A 22,716-nucleotide genomic window follows, 5' to 3' on the forward strand; every position below is an offset into this window, starting at 1 on the left:
CTAATCTGCGTTAAACAAAGCTATAAATTTCTTTTAAATCTCTTTACAATACATTCCTGTGTACCGAAAATGGGAGTATGGGTAGGAGCAACGCTTCTGTGGATAGGGTGTAGCCATCCGTTTGTCGGGGCTACACCCTGAGCGTCCGATGGCTACACCCTTTGCCTATTAGAGTTACCCCCTTTTTAATATGCTTCTACGTGTATCCCTTTTACGGCACGTCCGCTGGGATCGTTCAGGTTCTTGAATGCGGTGTCCCATGTTAGTGCCTCGGCTGTCGAACAGGCTACACTGGGAATGCTGGGCACACTGCGGGCAGCGCTTTCACTGGGGAAGTGCTCTTCGAAGATACTGCGGTAGTAATACTCTTCCTTATTCATTGGGGGATGGATGGGAAAACGTTCTGCAGCGTGTGCCATCTGGTCGTCACTGACAGCCGTTGCGGTGATCTCTTTCAACGTATCTATCCAACTATATCCTACACCGTCACTGAACTGCTCCTTTTGGCGCCAAGCGATGCCGGAGGGGAGCATACCCGCAAAGGCTTCACGCAGGACTTTCTTTTCGATGACTTTTCCCGGAGCCATTTTTACTTTGGGATCAAGCCGCATTGCCACATCGAGAAACTCTTTGTCGAGGAAAGGGACACGTCCTTCCACTCCCCACGCTGCCAGGCTCTTATTGGCGCGAAGACAATCGTATAGATGCAGTTTAGACAGTTTGCGTACGGTCTCTTCGTGAAAGGTACGGGCATCGGGTGCTTTGTGGAAATAGAGGTAACCGCCGAAGATTTCGTCGGCACCTTCACCGCTTAGTACCATCTTGATGCCCATCGACTTGATGACACGTGCCAATAGATACATCGGTGTGGAAGCCCGGACGGTAGTGACATCGTATGTCTCGATGAAATAAATGACATCCCGGATTGCATCGAGCCCTTCCTGAAGGGTGTAGTTTATTTCGTGATGAACAGTACCGATGTATTCGGCCACTTCACGTGCCTTGACTAAGTCCGGTGCACCCTTCAGCCCGACAGCAAAGGAGTGGAGCTGCGGCCACCAGGCATCGCTTGCACCGTCCGTTTCAATACGTTTGGCTGCATACTTCTTGGCAATGGCAGAGATAACAGAGCTGTCCAGTCCGCCCGAAAGAAGTACTCCGTAAGGTACGTCGGACATCAGCTGGCGGTGTACTGCTTCTTCAAGAGCGTCATGAATCTGCCGGCAGGGAGAGGTGCCGTTTTCTTTCGCCACTTTTTCATAATCCATCCAGTCGCGGGTATACCAGCGTTTCATTTTTCCTTCTTTACTGTGATAGTAGTGTCCGGGAAGGAAGGGCTCGTACTCGTCGCAGAATCCTTCGAGTGCCTTGAGCTCGCTGCCAAAGTAGATGTGTCCTTCGGAATCTTTTCCTATATATAAAGGTATTACTCCGATGGGGTCACGGGCGATCAGGTATTCATCTTTCTCTTCATCATAAAGGGCGAAAGCAAAAATACCGTTGAGCTCCTCAAGGAAATGGATGCCTTTGTCGCGGTAAAGTGCAAGGATCACTTCACAGTCACTTCCGGTCTGGAACTCGTAACGGCTGGCATACCGGGCACGGATGTCACGGTGATTATAAATTTCGCCATTGACGGCCAGTACCAGTTTCCGGTCGGGCGAGTAAAGGGGTTGTCCTCCGCTTTGAGGGTCGACGATAGAAAGGCGTTCGTGTGCCAGGATGGCACTTCCACCACAATAAATTCCACTCCAGTCGGGTCCCCGATGCCGAATTTTCCGTGCCATCTGTAAGGCTTTGCTTCTGAGTTCTCTGCTCTGAATTTTTATATTAAAAATTCCTGCTATTCCACACATAATCGTAATTGTTTTAAAGGGTTAATGTCTGATGATGAATAAACTACGTGCTGTTCACCGCTTGGCGTTTAAATATTTTTCTATCTCTGTCGCTGCTGTACGTCCGCTTGCCATGGCACGCACCACAAGGCTTGCGCCTGTTGCCGCGTCTCCGGCGATGAATACGTTTTCGGCAAATACTGGCTGTTCGGGTTTGAGGAATCCCATCGCTAATAAAACCATATCTGCTTCGATTATTTCCTTTTTTCCGGTCGGCTTCATAATAGAGCGTTCGTTGACGGGGTCCGGTAACCATTCCACTTCTTCTACTTCCACTCCGGTGACTTTACCGTTCTTTCCGAGGAACCGGTTGGAAGTCAGGCTCCAGCGACGGATACAGCCTTCTTCGTGGCTGGAGGTGGTTTTCAGTACAGCCGGCCATTGTGGCCACGGAGTGGCAGGATTATGGGCAACAGGAGGCTTGGGCATGATTTCGATTTGTGTCACGCAGGCCGCCCCTTGACGAATGCTTGTGCCGATACAATCGGAGCCTGTGTCTCCGCCACCGATGACCAGCACTTTTCGGCCTTTCGCATTTACTTGCCCGTCTTTGGAAAAAGTTTCTCCTTCAATGATTCGGTTTTGTCCGCTCAACAGCTCAAGAGCGAAATGGATTCCTTTCAACTCGCGTCCCGGAATGGGCAGATCCCGGGGTGTTTCCGCTCCGGTGCAGATGCAATAGGCATCGAAATCGGAAGTGCGACTCTCCGGAGTGAGTTTATGCGTGTCGATCTCGGTTCCCATTCTGAATTCAATGCCTTCCGCTTCCAGGAGCTTCATCCGGCGGTCGATAATGACTTTATTCAGTTTGAAATTGGGGATTCCGTAGCGAAGTAATCCACCCGGAGCTGCTGCTTTATCGAAAACGGTGACGGCATACCCCGAGCGGTTCAAGCGGTTGGCAACCGTCAGTCCGGCAGGGCCGGAACCGATGACGGCTACCCGTTTTCCATTTCGTTTGGGAATTGCCGGCATGATATAACCTTCTCGGAAAGCTGCTTCCACGATGGCTGCTTCATTTTCACGGATGGTGACAGGGGCGTCACACGATAGCTTCAGTACGCACGACTTCTCACAGAGTGCCGGGCAGATGCGTCCGGTAAACTCCGGGAAGTCGCACGTGGCAGACAATATCTGGTAGGCCTCACGCCATTTTCCCTTGTAGAGTGCGTCTTGCCATTCGGGTTGCTTGTTGCCCAACGGACAAGCCCAATGGCAGAAGGGGACACCGCAATCCATGCAGCGTGAAGCCTGAAGTTTGCGGTCACTTGTGTTGAGGGTCTGTTCCACCTCACTGAAATCAGTGATGCGCTCGTGTACGGGGCGGTATCCGGCCTCGTGACGGGGAATATTTAAGAATGCTTTTGGATCTCCCATTTTTATTTACGATTTTATAGTTTACGATTGAGATTGGTATCTGATATACAGGTTCGGCGGCTTATCTAATAGTCTCTCTGCATATCTGCTATTTTCTGTTGCAGTTTCCGCATCTGTTCTTCCTGCAACACCTTTTTATATTCGATCGGTACCACCTGGATGAATTCGTCCACGCAGTGATTCCAATTGTCGAGCATGGTGCGTGCCAGTTTTGAGCCTGTATAGAGATAATGTTGGCGGATCAGTTCATGAAGTTCTTTGCGATAGCCGGCTTCTTCGATCAGTGAAAGTTCCACCATCTCCATGTTGCAGAAATAGTCGAAGTTTCCTTCTTTGTTCCATACATAGGCTACGCCGCCCGACATGCCGGCTGCAAAGTTGCGTCCGGTCTGTCCCAACACGACCACCCGTCCGCCGGTCATGTATTCGCAACAATGGTCACCCACACCTTCGACAACAGCGACGGCTCCGGAGTTTCTCACCGCAAAACGTTCGCCCGCACGTCCATTGATGTATACTTCACCACTGGTGGCTCCGTATAGCAGGGTGTTTCCGGCAATAGTGTTTTCTTCCGCTTCGAAATTGCTTCGTACCGGTGGAAGTACGGCGATACGTCCGCCACTCAATCCTTTTCCCAAATAGTCGTTGGCTTCGCCCTCCAGCTTGAAGTTGACTCCCGGTACAAGGAAGGCACCGAATGACTGTCCGGCGGAACCTTTGAATTTGACGTTCAGCGTATGTTCCGGCAGACCTTTTTCTCCATACCGGGTAGCGATGGCACCTGAGAGCATGGCACCGCACGCGCGGTCAGTGTTGGCAATGGTATATTCCAGAGAGACTTCCCGTTGGCGTTCGATGGCTTCGCGGGCGGCATGGATTATTTCCACATCTTTCACCGCCGAGATACCGTGGTCCTGATTGGTGGTATGCAGAATGGCAGCCCGGTTGTCAACCCGTACCAGCAACCTGCTGAAGTCAATCAGGCTGTGCTTGGGGAGCATATCTTGGGGGGTGCGTTCGATCAGGTCCGTCCGTCCGATAATGTCGTCCAGCTTTTCGACACCTATTTCCGCAAGATACTCGCGTACCTCCTGTGCCAGGAAAGTGAAGAAGTTCACCAGGTATTCGCTGCGTCCGTGGAAGCGTCTACGTAATTCTTCATTTTGTGTGGCCACGCCTACCGGGCAAGTATTCTGATGACACTTGCGCATCATGACACATCCCAGAACAATCAGTGCAGAGGTGGCAAATCCAAACTCTTCGGCTCCCAACATTGCCATCAGGATGATGTCCCGTCCGGTTTTCAGCTGTCCGTCCACCTGGAGCATGACTTGACCTCTCAGTCCGTTCAGCACCAGGGTTTGCTGGGTTTCACTCAATCCTAATTCGGGTGGGATGCCGGCGTAACGGATGGAAGAGGCGGGTGAAGCTCCTGTTCCGCCTTCGGCACCGGAGATGACGATCAGGTCGGCTTTGGCCTTGGCTACACCTGCGGCAATGGTGCCGACTCCGCTTTCGGCTACCAGTTTGACACTGATTCTCGCCCGGGGATTTACGTTTTTCAAGTCGAAGATAAGTTGTGCCAGATCTTCGATTGAATAAATATCATGGTGAGGAGGAGGGGAAATCAGCGAGATGCCCGGTATGGAGTGACGGGTACGGGCTATCACTTCGTCCACCTTATAGCCGGGCAACTGTCCGCCTTCGCCCGGCTTGGCGCCTTGTGCAATCTTGATCTGTATTTCATCCGCGTTTACCAGATATTCGGCAGTCACGCCAAAACGTCCCGAAGCTACCTGTTTGATGGCACTTCTCAGGTTTGTTCCGTCCGGACGCGGGGTGAATCGCTTGGCATCTTCACCTCCTTCACCGGTATTGCTCCGTCCGTGAATGGCATTCATGGCGATGGCCATTGTCTCGTGTGCTTCCCGGCTGATCGAACCGTAACTCATGGCACCGGTAACAAAACGTTTCATGATGTTTTCAACGGGCTCTACCTTGTCGATAGAGATAGGCGACCGTTTGAATCCCAGGAAATCGCGCAGAAAGATGGGCATTTCTTTTTCATCTGCCATTTGTGTAAACTCTTTGAATTTCTTGTAGCTGCCCAGGCGGGTTGCCAGTTGCAGGGCACTGATCGTTTCCGGATTCCAGGCATGTTTTTCCCCGTCTTTTCGGAAAGAGTATAAGCCTTTGTTGGGCAAAATGTCATCACTGTTTTCCGCTGCGAATCCTTCATTGTGGAAAGCGATGGCATCTTTGGCTATCTCTTCAAGCCGGATGCCGCCGATGGTAGAGGGCAGGCCGCCGAAACAAGCCTTGCTCAGTTCTTCGCTTAATCCTATAGCTTCGAATATTTTTGCTCCCCGGTATGAACGGATGGTACTGATCCCCATTTTACTCATGATTTTGAAGAGCCCTTTGCAGATGGCTTTGATGTAGTTCTTTTCTGCTGTGGCATAATCGAGTTGGATATCTTTACCGGTAACGAGCTTGTCGAGAATGCCAAAGGCCATGTAGGGGTTCAATGCGCTGGCTCCAAAGCCAAGCAGCAGGGCTGCATGCATCACTTCGCGTATCTCGCCGCTTTCTACTACCAGAGCAGTCTGGACACGTTTGCCCACTGAGATCAGATAATGATGCACTGCACTGACAGCCAGTAAGGATGGAATGGCAGCATGTGTGGCATCGACCTCTCTGTCGGTCAGTACGATGTAGTTGACTCCCTCTACGACGGAGGCTTCTGCCTGCTTGCACAGGGCGGTCAGTGCCTCTTGAAGTCCGGCTTTTCCTTTATCAGCCTCAAACAGTATGGGCAGCTTTACTGTTTTGAATCCTTTATACCGGATATTGCATAAGATATCCAGTTGGGCATTGTTCAGTACAGGGTGGTTGAGGCGCACCATTTTGCAATGACTCTCGCTGGGGGTGAGAATGTTCATGCCCACAGCACCGATATATTCCGTCAGCGACATCACCAATTCCTCGCGGATGGGATCGATGGGAGGGTTTGTCACTTGTGCAAATTGTTGCCGGAAGTAATTGTACAAGAGTTGTGGTTTATCCGAGAGTACGGCCAGGGGGGTGTCGTTGCCCATCGAATTGATCGGTTCGGCCCCTCCGGTCGCCATCGGGGTGATGATCTTTTCGATGTCTTCTTTTGAATAGCCGAAGGTACGTAACATGCGGCCGTAGTTCTCTACACTGTGTGATACTTTGCGTCCACTTTTCAGTTCATTCAGTTCAATCCGGTTGTTGGCGAGCCAGGTACGGTAAGGCTTGGCCTCCGCCAACTGTTTTTTCAGTTCACCGTCGTAGTAGATCTCACCTTTTTCGGTGTCTACCAACAATATCTTGCCCGGTTGCAGGCGTCCTTTCTCTTTGATATCTCCGGGTTCGAAGTCCATTACGCCGACTTCGGAGGCCACTACCATCATGTTGTTGTGAGTAATCAGATAGCGGGCGGGGCGTAGTCCGTTACGGTCGAGCATACCTCCCGCATAGCGACCGTCGCTGAACAGCAGGGCAGCCGGTCCGTCCCATGGTTCCATCAGGATGGAGTGATATTCGTAGAATGCTTTCAGGTCTTCGCTGATCGGATTCTTTTCGTTGAATGATTCCGGTACCAGCATAGCCATGGCATGTGGCAAGCTGAGGCCGGACATTACCAGGAACTCGAGTACGTTATCTAAAGAGGCGCTGTCACTTCCACCCGGCTGGATGATGGGGCGGAGCTCCCTGATATCCCCCAAGGTAGGTGAGGAGAGTACGCTTTCCCTTGCTTCCATCCATCCCCGGTTACCGCGAATGGTATTTATTTCACCGTTGTGTGCCAGTAGACGGAAGGGTTGCGCCAGTCCCCATGTGGGAAATGTGTTGGTGCTGAAACGTGAGTGTACCAATGCAAGTCCGCTGGTGAAATAGTTGTTTGTCAGATCGGGGAAATAACTACGCAACTGTAAGGATGACAACATACCTTTATATATGATGCTTTTGGTAGACAGCGACACAATGTAAAAGTCGTCTTTTGCCGGGACAGATGATTTGCGTATCCGGTTTTCAATCCTTTTTCTTATCACATAGAGTTTGCGGTCGGCTGTCTCCGTTTCCGTAAATCCGGTGATGAATATCTGTTTGATGTCCGGTTCGGCTGTTCGTGCCGATTCACCCAATATGTCCGGGCAAGTAGGTACATTGCGCAGGTGCATCAGTGTTAATCCTTCTTTTTCAATCTCCTCGATAATAATACTCAGAATGGTTGCCCGGTCTTCTTCGTTTTTGGGGAGGAAAATCAAACCTGTTCCGTACTTCCCTTTTTCGGGGACAGGTATGCCTTGCAACAAGATAAATTCATGAGGAATCTGGAGCATGATGCCTGCGCCGTCTCCTGTTTTGTTATCCGCTCCTTCGGCACCACGGTGACGCATGTTTTCCAGTACTTTTAGTGCGGACTCCACAATGTCGTGCGATTTTCCCCCGTCAATGTTCACCAACATACCCACTCCGCAGGCATCATGTTCGTTCATTGCATGATAGAGCCCCAACTGTTCGGGCAGTCGTTGACAGGGCAACTCTTTTGTTTCGTTGTTAAAAAGTTCTTGTTCCTTCATTCTGTTTAGCTTTATTATACGATAATACCTGTTTGTTGTATCAAAATGTTCGGCAAAAATAGGAATTTAATTTCATTATGATATGTATGGCGCGCCTTTGTGTGACACTAATTCTCTTTTTAGTTTTTTAATATTTCAGATCGTAAGCAAATTAACTACTTTTTGTTTCAAACTGTAACTTGCTTCCATTATATCATTAAACGATTGTAATCTCTTTCTTTTTGAGACTGAAATAATAGATAAATTAACGTTTTGATATTAAAACAACTTTTTTGTACGTTTATGTCAAATATTTATAGGAAAACTAATCTTTATGTTATTTAGATTATGTATCTTTGCACGCGAAAACAAAAAAGGATAATATGTGTGGAATGGTAGGCTATATTGATATGTATCAGCCGAAAGGCGAAGCATCTGTTTTTATTGCTAACGGCAATCTTGAAATTTCCACCGTTATCCTCCAAGAATTTCTATCCCAAAGTTATACTTCCTGTAACAGTACTTGTACAGAGATCCCCGTTCATTTCGTTTCATGTTTCCTGCAGAGTTACCGGTTTTGTAAGACCGATAATCTATGTATCGGAAGTCCGGAAACATTAAAGTGCTTTAAACCGTTGATAATTAGTGTACCTTTGCCCGTGATGTATCGTTATGGGTCGGGAAGGCACGACAGACCGACCGGGATAGGAGGAAAAGAGTGTGATTATGGTGTGAGTTCAATAACCGATTGTAATATAGTTAAATCGAAAATAGATGGAACAACTGAAACATGAATGTGGCGTTGCCATGATTCGTTTGCTTAAACCGCTGGAGTATTACGAAAAGAAGTACGGGACATGGATGTATGGGCTCAATAAGCTCTACCTGCTGATGGAAAAACAGCATAACCGTGGGCAGGAAGGTGCCGGACTGGCATGTGTGAAACTGGAAGCAAATCCGGGTGAAGAGTATATGTTCCGTGAACGGGCGTTGGGTTCCGGTGCCATCACTGAAATTTTTGAAACGGTGCAGGCCAACTTCAAGGATCTGACCGGGGAGCAATTGCACGATGCTGGGTTTGCCAAGCGTACACTGCCCTTTGCGGGGGAAGTATACATGGGACATCTGCGTTATTCGACCACCGGAAAATCCGGCATATCCTATGTCCATCCATTTCTCAGAAGGAACAACTGGCGGGCGAAGAACCTTGCCCTTTGCGGTAACTTCAACATGACAAATGTGGACGAAGTGTTTGCCCGTATCACTGCCATCGGACAACATCCGCGTAAGTATGCCGATACTTATATCATGCTCGAACAGGTGGGGCACAGACTCGACCGGGAAGTGGAACGACTGTTCAATCAGGCCGAGGCCGAAGGACTGACCGGTATGGGCGTGACGCATTATATTGAGGATCATATGGATCTTGCAAACGTGTTGCGTACATCGAGCAAGGAATGGGATGGAGGATATGTGATGTGCGGACTGACCGGAAGCGGAGAGAGCTTTGCGTTGCGCGACCCGTGGGGGATCCGCCCGGCATTCTGGTATCAGGATGAAGAAATTGCGGTGCTTGCCAGTGAACGTCCGGTGATTCAGACTGCACTCAATGTTCCGATAGGAGAAATAAAGGAATTGCAACCGGGGCAGGCACTTCTTATCAGCAAAGAGGGAAAACTGCGTACGGCACAGATCAACAAAGCGCGGGAGAAGAAAGCCTGTTCGTTTGAGCGGATTTACTTCTCACGGGGTAGTGACGCGGACATCTATAAGGAGAGAAAACAACTGGGTGAAAAGCTGGTGCCGAACATCCTGAAGGCAATTGATAATGATCTCGACCATACCGTATTCTCGTTCATACCGAATACGGCGGAGGTGGCATTTTACGGTATGCTTCAAGGGCTGGACGATTACCTGAATGAAGAAAAGGTACGACAGATTGCCAATCTGGGACATAATCCGGACCACGATGAACTGGAAGTGATCCTGTCTCGCCGTATCCGTTCGGAAAAGGTAGCGATCAAGGACATCAAACTACGTACTTTCATTGCCGAAGGTAATAGCCGGAACGATCTGGCGGCACACGTGTATGACATAACATACGGCAGCCTCCGGGCAGGTATCGACAATCTGGTGATTATCGATGACAGCATCGTCCGTGGCACCACATTGAAGCAAAGCATTATCGGTATCCTCGACCGTTTGGGACCGAAAAAGATAGTTATCGTTTCTTCCTCCCCGCAAGTTCGCTATCCGGACTATTACGGCATCGATATGGCGAAAATGTCCGAGTTCATCGCTTTCAAGGCGGCAATCGAACTATTGAAGGACCGGGATATGAAAGACGTGATCGCAGCAGCTTACCGGAAATCGAAAGATCAGGTAGGATTGCCGAAGGAACAGATGGTAAACTACGTGAAGGAGATTTATGCTCCTTTCACCGACGAGGAAATCTCTGCTAAAATGGTGGAACTGCTGACGCCGAAGGGTACGAAGGCCAAGGTACAGATTGTTTACCAACCCCTTGAAGGATTGCACGAGGCATGTCCCAACCATACGGGAGACTGGTATTTCAGCGGTAATTATCCAACGCCGGGCGGAGTGAAACTGCTGAACGAAGCATTTATTAATTATATTGAACAGGTATATCAATTTTAAGAAAATCAGGATTTTACTACAGAGGATGCAGCGTACACAGTGGACCGGTTTCTTTTAGATGTACTTTAAAATAAAAGATGAAACCTCTGCGAGCTTTGTATCCTTTGTGGTGGATTAAAACGAAGATAAGAATGAAGAATGTAACTTTGATCCTTGACGACGGGAGCCGTTTCCACGGCAAGTCGTTTGGCTACGAAAAGCCTGTGGCAGGTGAAGTCGTGTTTAATACCGCCATGACCGGTTATCCGGAGAGTCTGACCGACCCTTCGTATGCAGGGCAGCTGATGACACTGACTTATCCGCTGGTAGGCAACTATGGTGTGCCTCCTTTCAGTATGGAACCCAACGGGCTGGCTACATTCATGGAGAGCGAACGCATCCATGCCGAAGCCATCATCGTGAGCGATTACTCACAGGAATACAGCCATTGGAACGCAGTGGAAAGTCTGGCGGACTGGCTGAAACGGGAGCAAGTGCCGGGCATTACGGGCATCGATACCCGTGAGCTGACCAAAGTGCTGCGTGAACACGGAGTGATGATGGGACGGATTGTGTTTGACGATGAACCGGAAAATGCTCCGGAAGCTGTTTACAGCGGGGTGAACTACGTAGACAAGGTTTCCTGTAAAGAGGTGATCCGTTACAATGAAGGCGCGGGTAAGAAAAAAGTGGTATTGGTGGATTGCGGTGTAAAGACGAACATTATCCGCTGCTTGCTTCGTCGGGATGTGGAAGTGATTCGCGTGCCTTGGGATTATGATTTCAATCATCTGGAATTCGACGGACTCTTCATCTCCAACGGACCGGGTGACCCGGATACATGTGATGCTGCGGTGCAGAACATCCGCCGTGCCATGCAGGACCCGAAACTTCCTATTTTTGGTATCTGCATGGGTAACCAGTTGCTGAGCAAAGCCGGAGGAGCCAAAATATACAAACTGAAATACGGTCATCGCAGTCATAATCAGCCGGTACGGATGGCAGGCACTGAACGTTGTTTCATCACTTCACAAAATCATGGTTACGCGGTAGATAACAACACACTCGGCACCGATTGGGAACCGTTGTTCATCAATATGAATGATGGCTCCAACGAAGGAATCCGCCATAAAATAAACCCGTGGTTCTCCGCACAGTTCCATCCGGAAGCGGCAAGCGGACCGACCGATACGGAATTCCTTTTCGACGAGTTCGTGAAACTGCTCTGAAGTATATTCTGCATAAATGATCAGAAACGAATACGATTCACCACAGAGGACACAGAGTTTTAATCTCTTGTTTATTAAGATGTTTAAGAGAAAGATATTCTCTGTGTTCTCTGTGTCCTCTGTGGTGGATTAACCTCAAAAACAAATTAATAATGAAAGAAAACAATATAAAGAAAGTACTGCTCCTTGGTTCCGGAGCCTTGAAAATCGGTGAAGCCGGTGAGTTCGACTACTCCGGTTCCCAGGCGCTCAAAGCCTTGAAAGAAGAAGGAATCGAAACCATCCTGATCAACCCCAATATTGCCACCGTACAGACATCGGAAGGTGTGGCAGATCAGATTTATTTCCTTCCCGTAACTCCTTATTTCGTCGAGAAGGTGATTCAGAAGGAACGTCCTGAGGGTATCATGCTTGCCTTTGGCGGACAGACGGCACTGAACTGCGGCGTGGCCCTTTACCGCGAAGGCATTCTCGAAAAATACGGAGTACGTGTATTGGGAACTCCCGTACAAGCCATTATCGATACCGAAGACCGTGAGCTTTTCGTGGAGAAGCTGAACGAGATTGACGTGAAAACCATCAAGAGCGAAGCTGTTGAGAACGCCGAAGATGCTCGTCGTGCAGCCCGGGAATTAGGTTATCCGGTCATTGTCCGTGCGGCTTACGCATTGGGTGGATTAGGTTCCGGCTTCTGTGACAACGAAGCAGAACTGGACGTACTTGTTGAGAAAGCGTTCGCTTTTTCTCCGCAGGTGCTGGTTGAGAAGAGCCTGCGGGGATGGAAAGAGGTGGAATACGAAGTAGTGCGCGACCGCTTTGACAACTGTATCACGGTCTGCAACATGGAGAATTTCGACCCACTGGGCATCCATACCGGAGAATCCATTGTGATTGCTCCTTCGCAAACCTTGACCAATAAAGAATATCATAAATTGCGTGAGCTTGCCATCCGCATCATCCGCCACATCGGTATCGTGGGCGAATGTAACGTGCAGTATGCTTTCGATCCCGAATCGGAAGATTACCGGGTGATCGAGGTGAATGCCCGTCTGAGCCGTTCGTCTGCTTTGGCGTCGAAGGCTACCGGTTATCCGCTTGCTTTCGTGGCTGCCAAACTCGGACTCGGGTACGGGCTGTTCGATTTGAAAAACTCCGTGACGAAGACTACCAGTGCGTTCTTTGAACCGGCGCTGGACTACGTAGTCTGCAAAATCCCCCGTTGGGATCTCGGTAAGTTCCACGGAGTGGATAAAGAACTCGGTTCTTCTATGAAGTCTGTCGGTGAGGTGATGGCCATCGGGCGTACCTTTGAAGAAGCGATTCAGAAAGGACTTCGTATGATAGGACAGGGTATGCACGGTTTTGTGGAAAACAAAGAACTCGTCATCTCCGACATCGACAAAGCGCTGCATGAACCGACCGACAAACGTATCTTCGTCATATCGAAGGCCTTCCGTGCGGGATATACCATCGATCAGGTGCACGACCTGACCAAGATTGACAAATGGTTCCTGCAAAAGCTGATGAACATCATGAATACTTCGGAGGAGCTTCATCAGTGGGGGAATAATCACAAGCAGATAGCCGACTTGCCTGCCGACCTGCTTAAGCAAGCCAAGCGACAGGGATTCTCTGACTTCCAGATAGCACGTGCCATCGGTTACGAAGGTGATATGGAAGACGGAAGCCTTTATGTCCGCAATTACCGCAAGAGCCTGGGCATCGTTCCCGTGGTGAAGCAGATCGATACGCTTGCTGCCGAGTATCCGGCACAGACCAATTACCTCTATTTGACCTACAGCGGCACAGCCAACGATGTAACCTACCTGGGCGACCACCGTTCCATCGTAGTGCTTGGTTCGGGTGCTTATCGCATCGGTTCTTCGGTAGAGTTTGACTGGTGCGGGGTGCAGGCACTCAATACCATCCGTAAGGAAGGCTGGCGTTCGGTGATGATCAATTATAATCCCGAAACCGTATCGACCGATTACGATATGTGCGATCGCCTCTACTTTGACGAATTGACTTTCGAACGTGTGATGGATATTCTTGAACTGGAGAATCCGCATGGTGTCATCGTCTCCACCGGAGGGCAGATACCGAACAATCTTGCTCTGCGCCTCGATGCCCAGAATATCCATATTCTCGGTACTTCCGCCAAGAGTATCGATAATGCCGAGGACCGTGATAAATTCTCCGCCATGCTCGACCGCATCGGCGTGGATCAGCCGGAATGGCGTGCGCTTACTTCGCTCGAAGATATCAACTCCTTCGTAGACAAGGTCGGTTTCCCTGTGCTCGTGCGTCCGTCGTATGTGCTTAGTGGGGCGGCCATGAATGTTTGCTCCAATCAGGAAGAACTGGAACGCTTCCTGCAACTGGCAGCCAATGTTTCGAAGAAGCACCCGGTTGTGGTCAGCCAGTTCATTGAACATGCCAAAGAGGTGGAGATGGATGCCGTAGCACAAAACGGGGAGATCGTTGCGTATGCCATTTCCGAACACATCGAATTTGCCGGCGTACACTCCGGTGATGCCACCATCCAGTTCCCGCCGCAGAAGTTGTATGTGGAGACGGTGCGTCGCATTAAGCGTATCAGTCGTGAAATAGCCAAGGCACTCAATATCTCCGGTCCGTTCAACATCCAGTATCTGGCTAAAGACAACGACATCAAAGTGATCGAATGTAATCTCCGTGCCAGCCGTTCGTTCCCCTTTGTCAGCAAAGTGCTGAAGATCAACTTTATCGAACTTGCTACGAAAGTCATGCTCGGTCTGCCTGTTGAGAAGCCGAACAAGAACCTTTTTGAACTCGATTATGTCGGTATCAAGGCCAGTCAGTTCTCTTTCAATCGTCTTCAGAAAGCTGATCCTGTGCTGGGTGTCGACATGGCATCGACCGGTGAGGTAGGTTGTATCGGCAGCGATACTTCCTGTGCCGTACTAAAAGCAATGCTTTCCGTGGGCTATCGCATTCCGAAGAAGAACATCCTGCTCTCTACCGGAACGCCGAAACAGAAAGTGGATATGCTCGAAGCGGCCCGTATGTTACAGAAGAAGGGATATAATATCTTCGCAACGGGAGGTTCCAGCAAATTTCTTACCGAGAATGGCGTAGAGAACACCCGCGTCTACTGGCCCAGTGAGGAAGGACATCCCCAGGCACTCGAGATGTTGCACAAGAAAGAGATCGACATGGTAGTCAATATTCCCAAGAATCTGACTGCCGGTGAACTGGATAACGGTTACAAAATCCGTCGTGCCGCCATCGACCTCAACATCCCGCTGATTACCAATGCCCGATTGGCGAGTGCGTTTATCAATGCGTTCTGTACAATGGATATTGACGATATAGCAATCAAGTCATGGGAAGAATATAAATAAGAAGTTCAGTCTTCTCTTCTCCTCTTTTGCTTAACAATCCTGAAATCCGGAACTTTTTCTGTTGACTGTTGTTGAAAGTACATATAAATCAATAAAGCGTGTAACAATGAGTATAGCAGAGCAATTGGATGCCGCATCCGGAACGAATCGTCTGGTGTTGGTAGAATTTTATGCAGACTGGTCTCCCCATTATGAATGGCTGGAACCTGTAGTACGGACTTACGAGAAACAAGTCTCCGAGGTGGTTAAAGTGAATATAGTGGGAGATAAGGCAGTCGCGGATTCATTCAATATCGAGACGGCTCCGGCTTTCATCCTTCTGCAGCGTGGACACGAATTGTGGAGGCAAGTGGGAGAACTGACCATCGATGAACTTAAACTGGTGTTGGAAGAGTTCAAATAGCAAAGTGCCAATCATGTCATTTTGTATTTTCTACCCGATGTAGCATGCGCTATATCGGGTAGTTTGTTTATAAGGTTAGTAAATGAACAGCTTTTCTTTCTTTAAGATATTTTTTACTTCCGATAAATTATTATCTTTGCATTTATTGTACCTTAAAAATATCATAATGAAATCAGCAATAAGAGTGATCCTGTGGATAGCAGGTCTGTTTTTATTTACAAATCATATTGCTTATGCACAGAATTGGACTCTTCCGACGCCGTCCCAAGAGGCCTGTCATCCTGCCATAATACCGCAGCCTAAATTTATTGCTTCAACTCGCAAAACCATAGATTTTACAGAATTATCGATCTTGTTTTCTGGTTCTGTCGATTGTTCTACTCAACAAAAAGTGAAGAGAGAGGTGATAGATATTTCTAATTCACTAAAATTCACGTCGGTGAGAAAAAAAACATGCGAAATTAGATTTACAACTCCTTCAAGGAAGCTCAAAACGAATGAAGCATATACATTACAAGTTAACAAACAGGGTATTATTATTGAGGCAAATGCATTTGGTGGGTATTTTAACGCTTTACAAACGCTTCGTCAAATGATTACCGAATCACCTCACGGCATGTTACGTTTACATTATTGTAACGTTGATGATCTCCCTGAATTTAGCGTTCGTTCGGTGATGATTGATGTAGGACGTAATTTTTTGGAGATCTCTTTTTTGCGTGAAGTGATCCGCAAATTGTCTATGTACAAAATAAATATGCTCCACCTTCATTTAACTGATGATCCCGGGTGGAGAATTGAGGTTAAGAGTCATCCTGAACTGACATCCTATAATTCTTACTGGAAAACACGACAGCCGGGAAAATTTTACACACAAAAAGAAATTAAAGAGTTTGTTGCCTATTGTGATTCTCTTAACGTAAGGGTACTCCCCGAGGTTGATATGCCTGGTCATAGTGCGTATTTTAAAAAGGCAACAGGATATGATATGCAGACCTCCAAAGGAATTGCTATACTAAAAGAGGCATTGGATGAGGTAATTCCATTATTCAAGGATTCTTTATTTCATATCGGATCCGATGAAGTTAGGTTTGCAATGCCTGAGTTCATGCCTGAGATGATTAAGTATATTCGAGATAAAGGCAAGCGGATTGTTATTTGGAGTCCCGGCTACCAGCAAGATAACGATTGTATTCGTATGTTTTGGGGTAAATGTGAATCAGGACATCAGATCAAAACAGATATACCTTATATTGATGGTAATGGATTTTATATGGATTATATGGATTCTCAGTCCGGCGTACAACAAGTATTCTTTCAGCAACCATGCGAAGTTGCTTCTGAAAACACAAATGCATTGGGGGGAGTGATGTGTGTATGGACAGACGGTGGACTTGGGGAATATCCCGAAAAGCAAATTTTAACTCAATATCCATTTTATCCTACTCTATTAACATATGCCGAAAGAATATGGAGAGGTGCTAAAGAATCAGCCAATCAGTTTGTTGCTAACATGCCTAAAAAAGGTAGTAATGCATGGATCGCATTTGATGAGTTTGAAAATCGTTTAGTAGCTCACAGGGATAAATATTTTCAAGGAATTCCTTTTGCTTATGTCAAGCAATCTGAGCTTAAGTGGAGAATCATAGGTCCCTTTGATCATAAGGGAATCAATGATACCTCTTTTGAGCCTGAACGGATTATAAAAAGTGAATATATCGATAATAATAAGATTTTAAAATGGAAAGATGAGGCAGCTTACGGAGGAGTAGTACAAATTCGTTCTTTGTACGCAATGTTTAATATGCATAACAATAGATATCAGCCTAACTTATGGCCTACATTAATGTCTGATGATGTGGGAATTGGCAATGGGACATGTTATGCATTGACATATATTAAAAGCCTCAGGGAGCAAGACGTTTTTTTAATGTGCGGATTTAATGGTATGTGGGGACATTCGGGCGGGTATCGTTCCGAAAGAGCACCGCAACAAGGCAGTTGGGATTGGAGTGGAGGAGATATATGGCTCAATGAAAATAGGATTGAGCCTCCTGTTTGGGATTTTGAAAGTTTACCGTGGTCAGGATGGGGACAGGGGAGAATTGAAATACCGCTTACAGGGCAAGGATATTTTTATCGGGCACCAATTAAGATTAGTCTCAAGAAGGGGCTAAATAAGGTTTTAGTTCGTGTACCTTTCGGCCACTGGAATGGGGATGAAGGACAACGCAGGTGGCAATTTTGCTTTATGCCTGTAAAGTGGGATGGCATTCATTATTCAGAGGTGGAAGGATTGGAATACGAAACTGATATTAAATAATATTGTAATACTGTGTACTTCATTAGAATTCAATGTTTTGTGACCTTTGATGTTTTTCTATTTAAATCTAAAATATGCTATCAAAGTGAATTTATCTTTTTTGATACTCCTGTGGTGTCATGCCCGTCATTCGTTTAAAGAACTTGCAGAAGAAGGAGGGATTCGGAAAATGCAGTTCATCTGAAATCTGGTATACAAGCAGGTCACTGTGTTTCAGTAATACTTTTGCTTCGAGAATAACAGACTGATTGATCCACTCCATCACTGTCTGGTGACTGACCTGCCGGATCAGCGTGTTCAGGTAACGGGGAGTCAGGCATAGCTTGTCGGCATAGAATCCTACGGTACGTTCGTTTTTGCTGGATTCGTTCACCAGTGTGATGAATCGCCAGAATATCTCTTCCTGATGTGAAAACCTGTGAGAAGCGTCATTGGCTTCTTCCGTCCGTATATACTTTATATTATGCAGTAGAGCTGCAAGCAGATGTTGTACTACCTCCCGGCGGAAGGGTTTTTCCTGAATAGTTTCCCAAATCAGAGTGAAATAAGCATCCGACAACTTCCATTCGGTATCTGTCACCCGGGTGACGAGGTTCTGCCGTACGTGTGATTCAAAGAGCTGGTCACGTCGTAGGAGCGGCAGGAAGTCTTTGTCCACTGCGATCATCTGAAAATCGTAATCGGGTGTGAACTCTAAAAGTTCGACAATGGAGCCGGGGATGAAAGTGACAATGGTTTGTGGATAGACGGTATATTCAATCAGGTTGATAATGATCTGTGCCTTTCCACGTAGTCCGCGGATAATTCTTCCTTCCTTCAGCCGGTAGGGTTGTCCCAAACGGAACAGGTGGCTTTCCATATTGGCGAAGCTGATGACAATGCCAAAATCCGGGGTGACGAAGCGATATTCGTTGTTGCATACCATGTTGCTGTGCTTCAGCAGGTCGAGTGCCAGTTCCAGAGGTTTGTTCTTTTCCATAAATCAGTTGTTATCACACGGCAAACTTAGATAAAATATGCGATTTATAAGCGAGCCAAGTAAAAGAATAGCATATTTTATCCAAAACACAATGAGATAGTGTGCATGTATCCCGGTCCGGACCTCAACATACTGATGAGGATGATGAGCATGGAGGATAATATAATAGGGGTATGGGCAGTGGGGTGAAGCTTGTCCTGAAAAAGTTAATATAGTTTAATCCGGAGCAAATATGTTTATACGGACAGTCTGTAATTACGAAGTATTCGTATATTTGTTGATGACGAATAACTTAAATACAATTCTGCATGAAAACCACTTATTTACTTTTATCCTCCGCTTTGTTGCTGGGATGTGTATCCGCTTGTAACACCTCCGGCCAGAAATCCAAAGAAATGAAAACAGACGATGGGAGCATCACTACTGTCGAAACTGCCGGAAGCAAACTGACTATATGTGACTTATCACTCGTAAAAGACACCATAGAAGTGCCACTCAGCGAGTTTGTCGAAGATTGTCGCATTGTTCGTTTTGAGACCTCCGAAGAGGCATACTTCAAAGCCTGGTTTATTAATGCTACCGACAATTACATCGGTATCCGCCAAGGGGATCGGGGTGTGTTTAAGCTGTTTGACAGGAATGGTAAATTCCTATATAATGTCGGTTCCGTAGGAAGCGGTCCCGGTGAATATGACACCACCCTTTACGATGAATGCATTGATGAAAAGAATGGTCATATATTCTTCACGCCTTTTGTGGGGAAGAGAATCATGATGTATGATATAAACGGGCAATGGATTAAGGATATCCAGCTTCCCATACAAGTCAATAAACCGAAAATATGGGTGAATGAAGATGGAAGTTTATCTATTATACACATGCCTTTCAATGAGGGAGAGCCTCTTGCTTTCCAAATGGATACGGACGGAAATATACTGAAGCAAATCCCTGCGACAGCTGCAACAAAGGTGATGAATTTCGACGGAGAAATTTTCTCATACAGAAATTGCAACGATTTCGATTTCTTCCATACCAGTATAGATACTCTTTTTACTTATGATTCCACTAACAATAAGTTGTTACCAAGATTCACCATGACCTTCCCGAATATGAATGAGAAACCGATACATTTATATTACAGACTACCTCATCATTTCATGGTCACCTATTGGGGGAAAAAGGGAACAGGAGGTGGAGATGTCTTGGTAGACACTAAGAAGAATGCTTCTTCTTATTTCCGCCTTGTTAATGACTTTTACGGTAATCTTCCTATTTCGGCTCCGGGTCACAGTTTCTATCGCGGGTACTTTATCCAAAGTATGGAACCGGGCCAGTTGATTGAAAAGATAGAAAAACATCTTGCTTCCGGCAAATGCTCCGGTCCGGATGAAAAGAAACTTAAGGAACTGGCAGCTACTTTGAATGAGAATGATAATAATGTTCTGTTTATCGGAAAGGTGAAAGAATGAAGAATCCATATGGAGATATGGCAATGTTGATTTAGAAAGAAGTATTTCTAAATATGGAACCCCGGGAGAGTCATCTTCCGGGGTTTGTTTTTTCGGTCATCGCTTTTCGCGGACTCTAATAAGGTATGGATTTATAAATGGCTTCAATAAAAGGATAGCGTATCTTAAATCCTGAATAAATCCACAGTCGGCATTTGATTCATATGATTTATTCTAAAGAATCGAACTAATAGAACATTATTGCAAACAATTGGAACCTGGTTGCGTGTTCTTATTCTCTATCTTTGCAGGAAAGAAGAATTAATTAGGAATAGAATATGAAACGATTTATTTTTTCTTTGTCTTTTTCTCTGTTTGCCCTGCTGATATATGGGCAGATCACCCTTGAAGAGTGCCAACGGAAAACCCGGGAAAACTATCCGTTGGTGAGGCAGTATGGGTTGATAGAGAAGACTAAAGAATATAATCTGGCAAATGCGTCGAAAGCTAATCTGCCTCAGTTCACCCTTTCGGGCAAAGCTACCTGGCAGAGTGAGGTAACAGAGCTGCCCGTGCAGATTCCCGGGGTAGATATCAAGGGCTTGTCCAAGGATCAATATCAGGTAATGTTGGAACTGAAACAGAACATTTGGGACGGTGGTGAAATCCGTTCAAGGAAAGAGCAGGTAAAGGCGATGTCGGACGTAGACCGGGAAAAGCTGAATGTGGATATGTATGCACTTACCGAGCGGGTGAATCAGGTATATTTCGGGATTCTGTTACTGGACGAACAATTGAGCCAGAATCAGCTCTTCCTGGAAGAACTGGAACGTACCCACAGGCAGATTTCTTCGTACATTGAAAATGGCATTGCCAGTCAGGCCGATCTCGATGCCGTCAGTGTGGAGCAATTGAACACCCGGCAAAAGCGGATAGAGTTAACGACTTCACGCCAGGCCTATCTGTCAATGCTTTCGCTGCTGACAGGCGAAGAAGTACCTGCCAGTGCGTCTTTACAGAAGCCGGTCGCCGAGTCGGACATACAGGTGATGGCGAATAATCGTCCGGAATTGCTATGGTTCGATGCACAGAACGGACGCTTACAAGTACAGGAAGAAGCTTTGAAAACCGGACTGATGCCTCGTCTCGGGCTCTTCGTACAGGGGGCGTATGGCAATCCGGGACTGAATATGCTGAAAAATGAGTTCACCCCTTATTATGTGGCAGGAGTCCGTTTGTCGTGGAACTTCGGCAGCCTGTATACGTTGCGTAACGATAGGCGGGTGATAGATACCAGTCGTCGACAGTTGGACAGTAACCGGGATGTGTTTCTGTTTAACACCCGCATTCAGGCTACTCAGCAGGAGAGTGCCGTGGAGAGCGTGCGCCGTCAGATGGTGGATGATGATGAAATTATCCGTTTGCGGACTAATATCCGTAAAGCTTCGGAGGCGAAAGTGGCTAATGGCACCATGACCGTTACCGATATGCTCCGGGATATGACTTCCGAGAATCTGGCTCGACAGACCAAGGCTTTGCATGAAGTCCAGCTCCTGATGAATATTTATCAATTGAAATATACTACGAATAACTAATATAATAGCAGTTATGAAATCAAATAAACTTATAGGATGTCTATTTTTACTGTCTTTACTTTCCGCTTGCGGAGGCAGAACTACCGATTATGATGCTACGGGAACTTTCGAAGCGACTGAAGTTCTGGTCTCGGCCGAGGCTTCGGGAAGGCTTCTGTGCTTTGATGTTGAAGAAGGTACACGGTTGGCATCCGGTGAAGAAGTGGGATTGATCGATACCGTGCAACTTTACCTGAAGAAACTGCAATTGCAAGCCAGTATGAAGTCGGTTGAAAGCCAACGTCCGGATGTCAACAAGCAGATTGCCGCTACCCGCCAGCAAATCGCTACCGCCCAACGGGAGAAGAAACGTGTAGAAAACCTTTTGAAAGCCGGGGCCGCTAATCAGAAGCAACTGGATGATTGGGATGCGCAGGTCGCTTTGCTCGAGCGTCAGCTTGCGGCACAGATGTCGTCTTTACAAAACAGTACGAACAGTCTTACGGAACAAGGCTCGTCAGTAGCCATTCAGGTGGCACAGGTGGAAGACCAGTTGGCAAAGTGCCATATTGTTTCGCCTATCAGCGGTACTGTATTGGCGAAATATGCCGAAGCAGGAGAACTGGCTGCCGTGGGCAAGCCACTCTTCAAGGTGGCAGATGTCGATCATATGTATCTTCGCGCTTATATCACATCCGAACAGCTCTCGCAGGTTAAAATCGGTAACCGGGTGACAGTTTTCTCCGACTATGGAGGAAACGAACGTAAAGAGTATCCGGGAGTCGTAAGCTGGATTTCAGATCGTTCTGAATTTACTCCTAAAACGATTCTGACAAAAGAAGAACGTGCCAATCTGGTGTATGCCGTCAAGATAACCGT

At 47.1% G+C, this 22,716-nt stretch carries 12 protein-coding genes; 8 read left to right on the top strand and 4 right to left on the bottom strand.

Annotation, left to right across the window (positions count from 1 at the left end):
• Nucleotides 1-185 precede the first annotated feature (185 nt).
• The 3 genes from asnB to gltB all read right to left on the bottom strand — a co-directional run bounded on the left by asnB (nt 186) and on the right by gltB (nt 7,882).
• Nucleotides 186-1,856: an asparagine synthase B gene (gene asnB / locus QK890_RS17750; RefSeq protein ID WP_032540500.1), complete on the bottom strand. Its 1,671-nt coding sequence runs from the start codon at nt 1,854-1,856 to the stop codon at nt 186-188.
• A gap of 54 nt (nt 1,857-1,910) precedes the next feature.
• A complete protein-coding gene (locus tag QK890_RS17755; protein WP_032540501.1) occupies nt 1,911-3,272 on the bottom strand; it encodes a glutamate synthase subunit beta in 1,362 nt (453 codons plus the stop codon).
• Between the two features lie 65 nt (nt 3,273-3,337).
• Nucleotides 3,338-7,882, bottom strand: coding sequence for a glutamate synthase large subunit (gltB, locus tag QK890_RS17760; RefSeq protein ID WP_032540503.1), 4,545 nt, complete (start codon nt 7,880-7,882; stop codon nt 3,338-3,340).
• 753 nt (nt 7,883-8,635) lie between these two features.
• Here gltB and QK890_RS17765 point away from each other — a divergent pair.
• From QK890_RS17765 to QK890_RS17785, 5 genes are all read left to right on the top strand, one after another.
• A complete protein-coding gene (locus tag QK890_RS17765; protein WP_022012625.1) occupies nt 8,636-10,519 on the top strand; it encodes an amidophosphoribosyltransferase in 1,884 nt (627 codons plus the stop codon).
• Between the two features lie 131 nt (nt 10,520-10,650).
• Entirely contained in the window at nt 10,651-11,727 is a 1,077-nt protein-coding gene (gene carA / locus QK890_RS17770) for a glutamine-hydrolyzing carbamoyl-phosphate synthase small subunit (RefSeq protein ID WP_032537041.1), read from the top strand.
• A 152-nt stretch (nt 11,728-11,879) separates the two neighbouring features.
• On the top strand, nt 11,880-15,110 hold the full coding sequence (carB, locus tag QK890_RS17775; RefSeq protein ID WP_005778290.1) for a carbamoyl-phosphate synthase (glutamine-hydrolyzing) large subunit: 3,231 nt from the start codon (nt 11,880-11,882) through the stop codon (nt 15,108-15,110).
• 106 nt (nt 15,111-15,216) lie between these two features.
• Entirely contained in the window at nt 15,217-15,513 is a 297-nt protein-coding gene (locus QK890_RS17780) for a thioredoxin family protein (protein WP_005778289.1), read from the top strand.
• A 166-nt stretch (nt 15,514-15,679) separates the two neighbouring features.
• Nucleotides 15,680-17,836, top strand: a complete 2,157-nt coding sequence (locus QK890_RS17785; protein ID WP_032530062.1) for a family 20 glycosylhydrolase — start codon at nt 15,680-15,682, stop codon at nt 17,834-17,836.
• 91 nt (nt 17,837-17,927) lie between these two features.
• On the opposite strand, the gene QK890_RS17790 is transcribed toward QK890_RS17785, so the two are convergent.
• Complete coding sequence (locus QK890_RS17790) at nt 17,928-18,815, bottom strand: helix-turn-helix domain-containing protein (RefSeq protein WP_367627487.1); 888 nt, start codon at nt 18,813-18,815, stop codon at nt 17,928-17,930.
• Nucleotides 18,816-19,123: 308 nt separating this feature from the next.
• On the opposite strand from QK890_RS17790, the gene QK890_RS17795 reads away from it, so the two are divergent.
• From QK890_RS17795 to QK890_RS17805, 3 genes are all read left to right on the top strand, one after another.
• Nucleotides 19,124-20,284 (top strand): 6-bladed beta-propeller, encoded by a 1,161-nt coding sequence (locus QK890_RS17795; RefSeq protein ID WP_032530063.1) that lies wholly within the window; start codon nt 19,124-19,126, stop codon nt 20,282-20,284.
• A gap of 317 nt (nt 20,285-20,601) precedes the next feature.
• Nucleotides 20,602-21,858, top strand: coding sequence for a TolC family protein (locus tag QK890_RS17800; RefSeq protein WP_032540506.1), 1,257 nt, complete (start codon nt 20,602-20,604; stop codon nt 21,856-21,858).
• Between the two features lie 13 nt (nt 21,859-21,871).
• A partial coding sequence (locus tag QK890_RS17805) for an HlyD family secretion protein (RefSeq protein WP_367627488.1) occupies nt 21,872-22,716 on the top strand: 845 nt, incomplete at its 3' end.

Source organism: Bacteroides sp. NGMCC 1.200775 (genome assembly GCF_040798045.1).
Classification (GTDB): Bacteria; Bacteroidota; Bacteroidia; order Bacteroidales; family Bacteroidaceae; genus Bacteroides; species Bacteroides hominis.

What these genes read in the sequence shown, in the direction of transcription:
- carA (WP_032537041.1), top strand. Translation starts at nt 10,651, where the DNA reads ATGAAGAATGTAACTTTGATCCTTGACGACGGGAGCCGTTTCCACGGC.
- QK890_RS17795 (WP_032530063.1), top strand. Translation starts at nt 19,124, where the DNA reads ATGAAAACCACTTATTTACTTTTATCCTCCGCTTTGTTGCTGGGATGT.
- gltB (WP_032540503.1), bottom strand. Translation starts at nt 7,882, where the DNA reads ATGAAGGAACAAGAACTTTTTAACAACGAAACAAAAGAGTTGCCCTGT.
- QK890_RS17785 (WP_032530062.1), top strand. Translation starts at nt 15,680, where the DNA reads ATGAAATCAGCAATAAGAGTGATCCTGTGGATAGCAGGTCTGTTTTTA.
- QK890_RS17790 (WP_367627487.1), bottom strand. Translation starts at nt 18,815, where the DNA reads ATGGAAAAGAACAAACCTCTGGAACTGGCACTCGACCTGCTGAAGCAC.
- QK890_RS17780 (WP_005778289.1), top strand. Translation starts at nt 15,217, where the DNA reads ATGAGTATAGCAGAGCAATTGGATGCCGCATCCGGAACGAATCGTCTG.
- QK890_RS17765 (WP_022012625.1), top strand. Translation starts at nt 8,636, where the DNA reads ATGGAACAACTGAAACATGAATGTGGCGTTGCCATGATTCGTTTGCTT.
- asnB (WP_032540500.1), bottom strand. Translation starts at nt 1,856, where the DNA reads ATGTGTGGAATAGCAGGAATTTTTAATATAAAAATTCAGAGCAGAGAA.
- QK890_RS17800 (WP_032540506.1), top strand. Translation starts at nt 20,602, where the DNA reads ATGAAACGATTTATTTTTTCTTTGTCTTTTTCTCTGTTTGCCCTGCTG.
- carB (WP_005778290.1), top strand. Translation starts at nt 11,880, where the DNA reads ATGAAAGAAAACAATATAAAGAAAGTACTGCTCCTTGGTTCCGGAGCC.
- QK890_RS17755 (WP_032540501.1), bottom strand. Translation starts at nt 3,272, where the DNA reads ATGGGAGATCCAAAAGCATTCTTAAATATTCCCCGTCACGAGGCCGGA.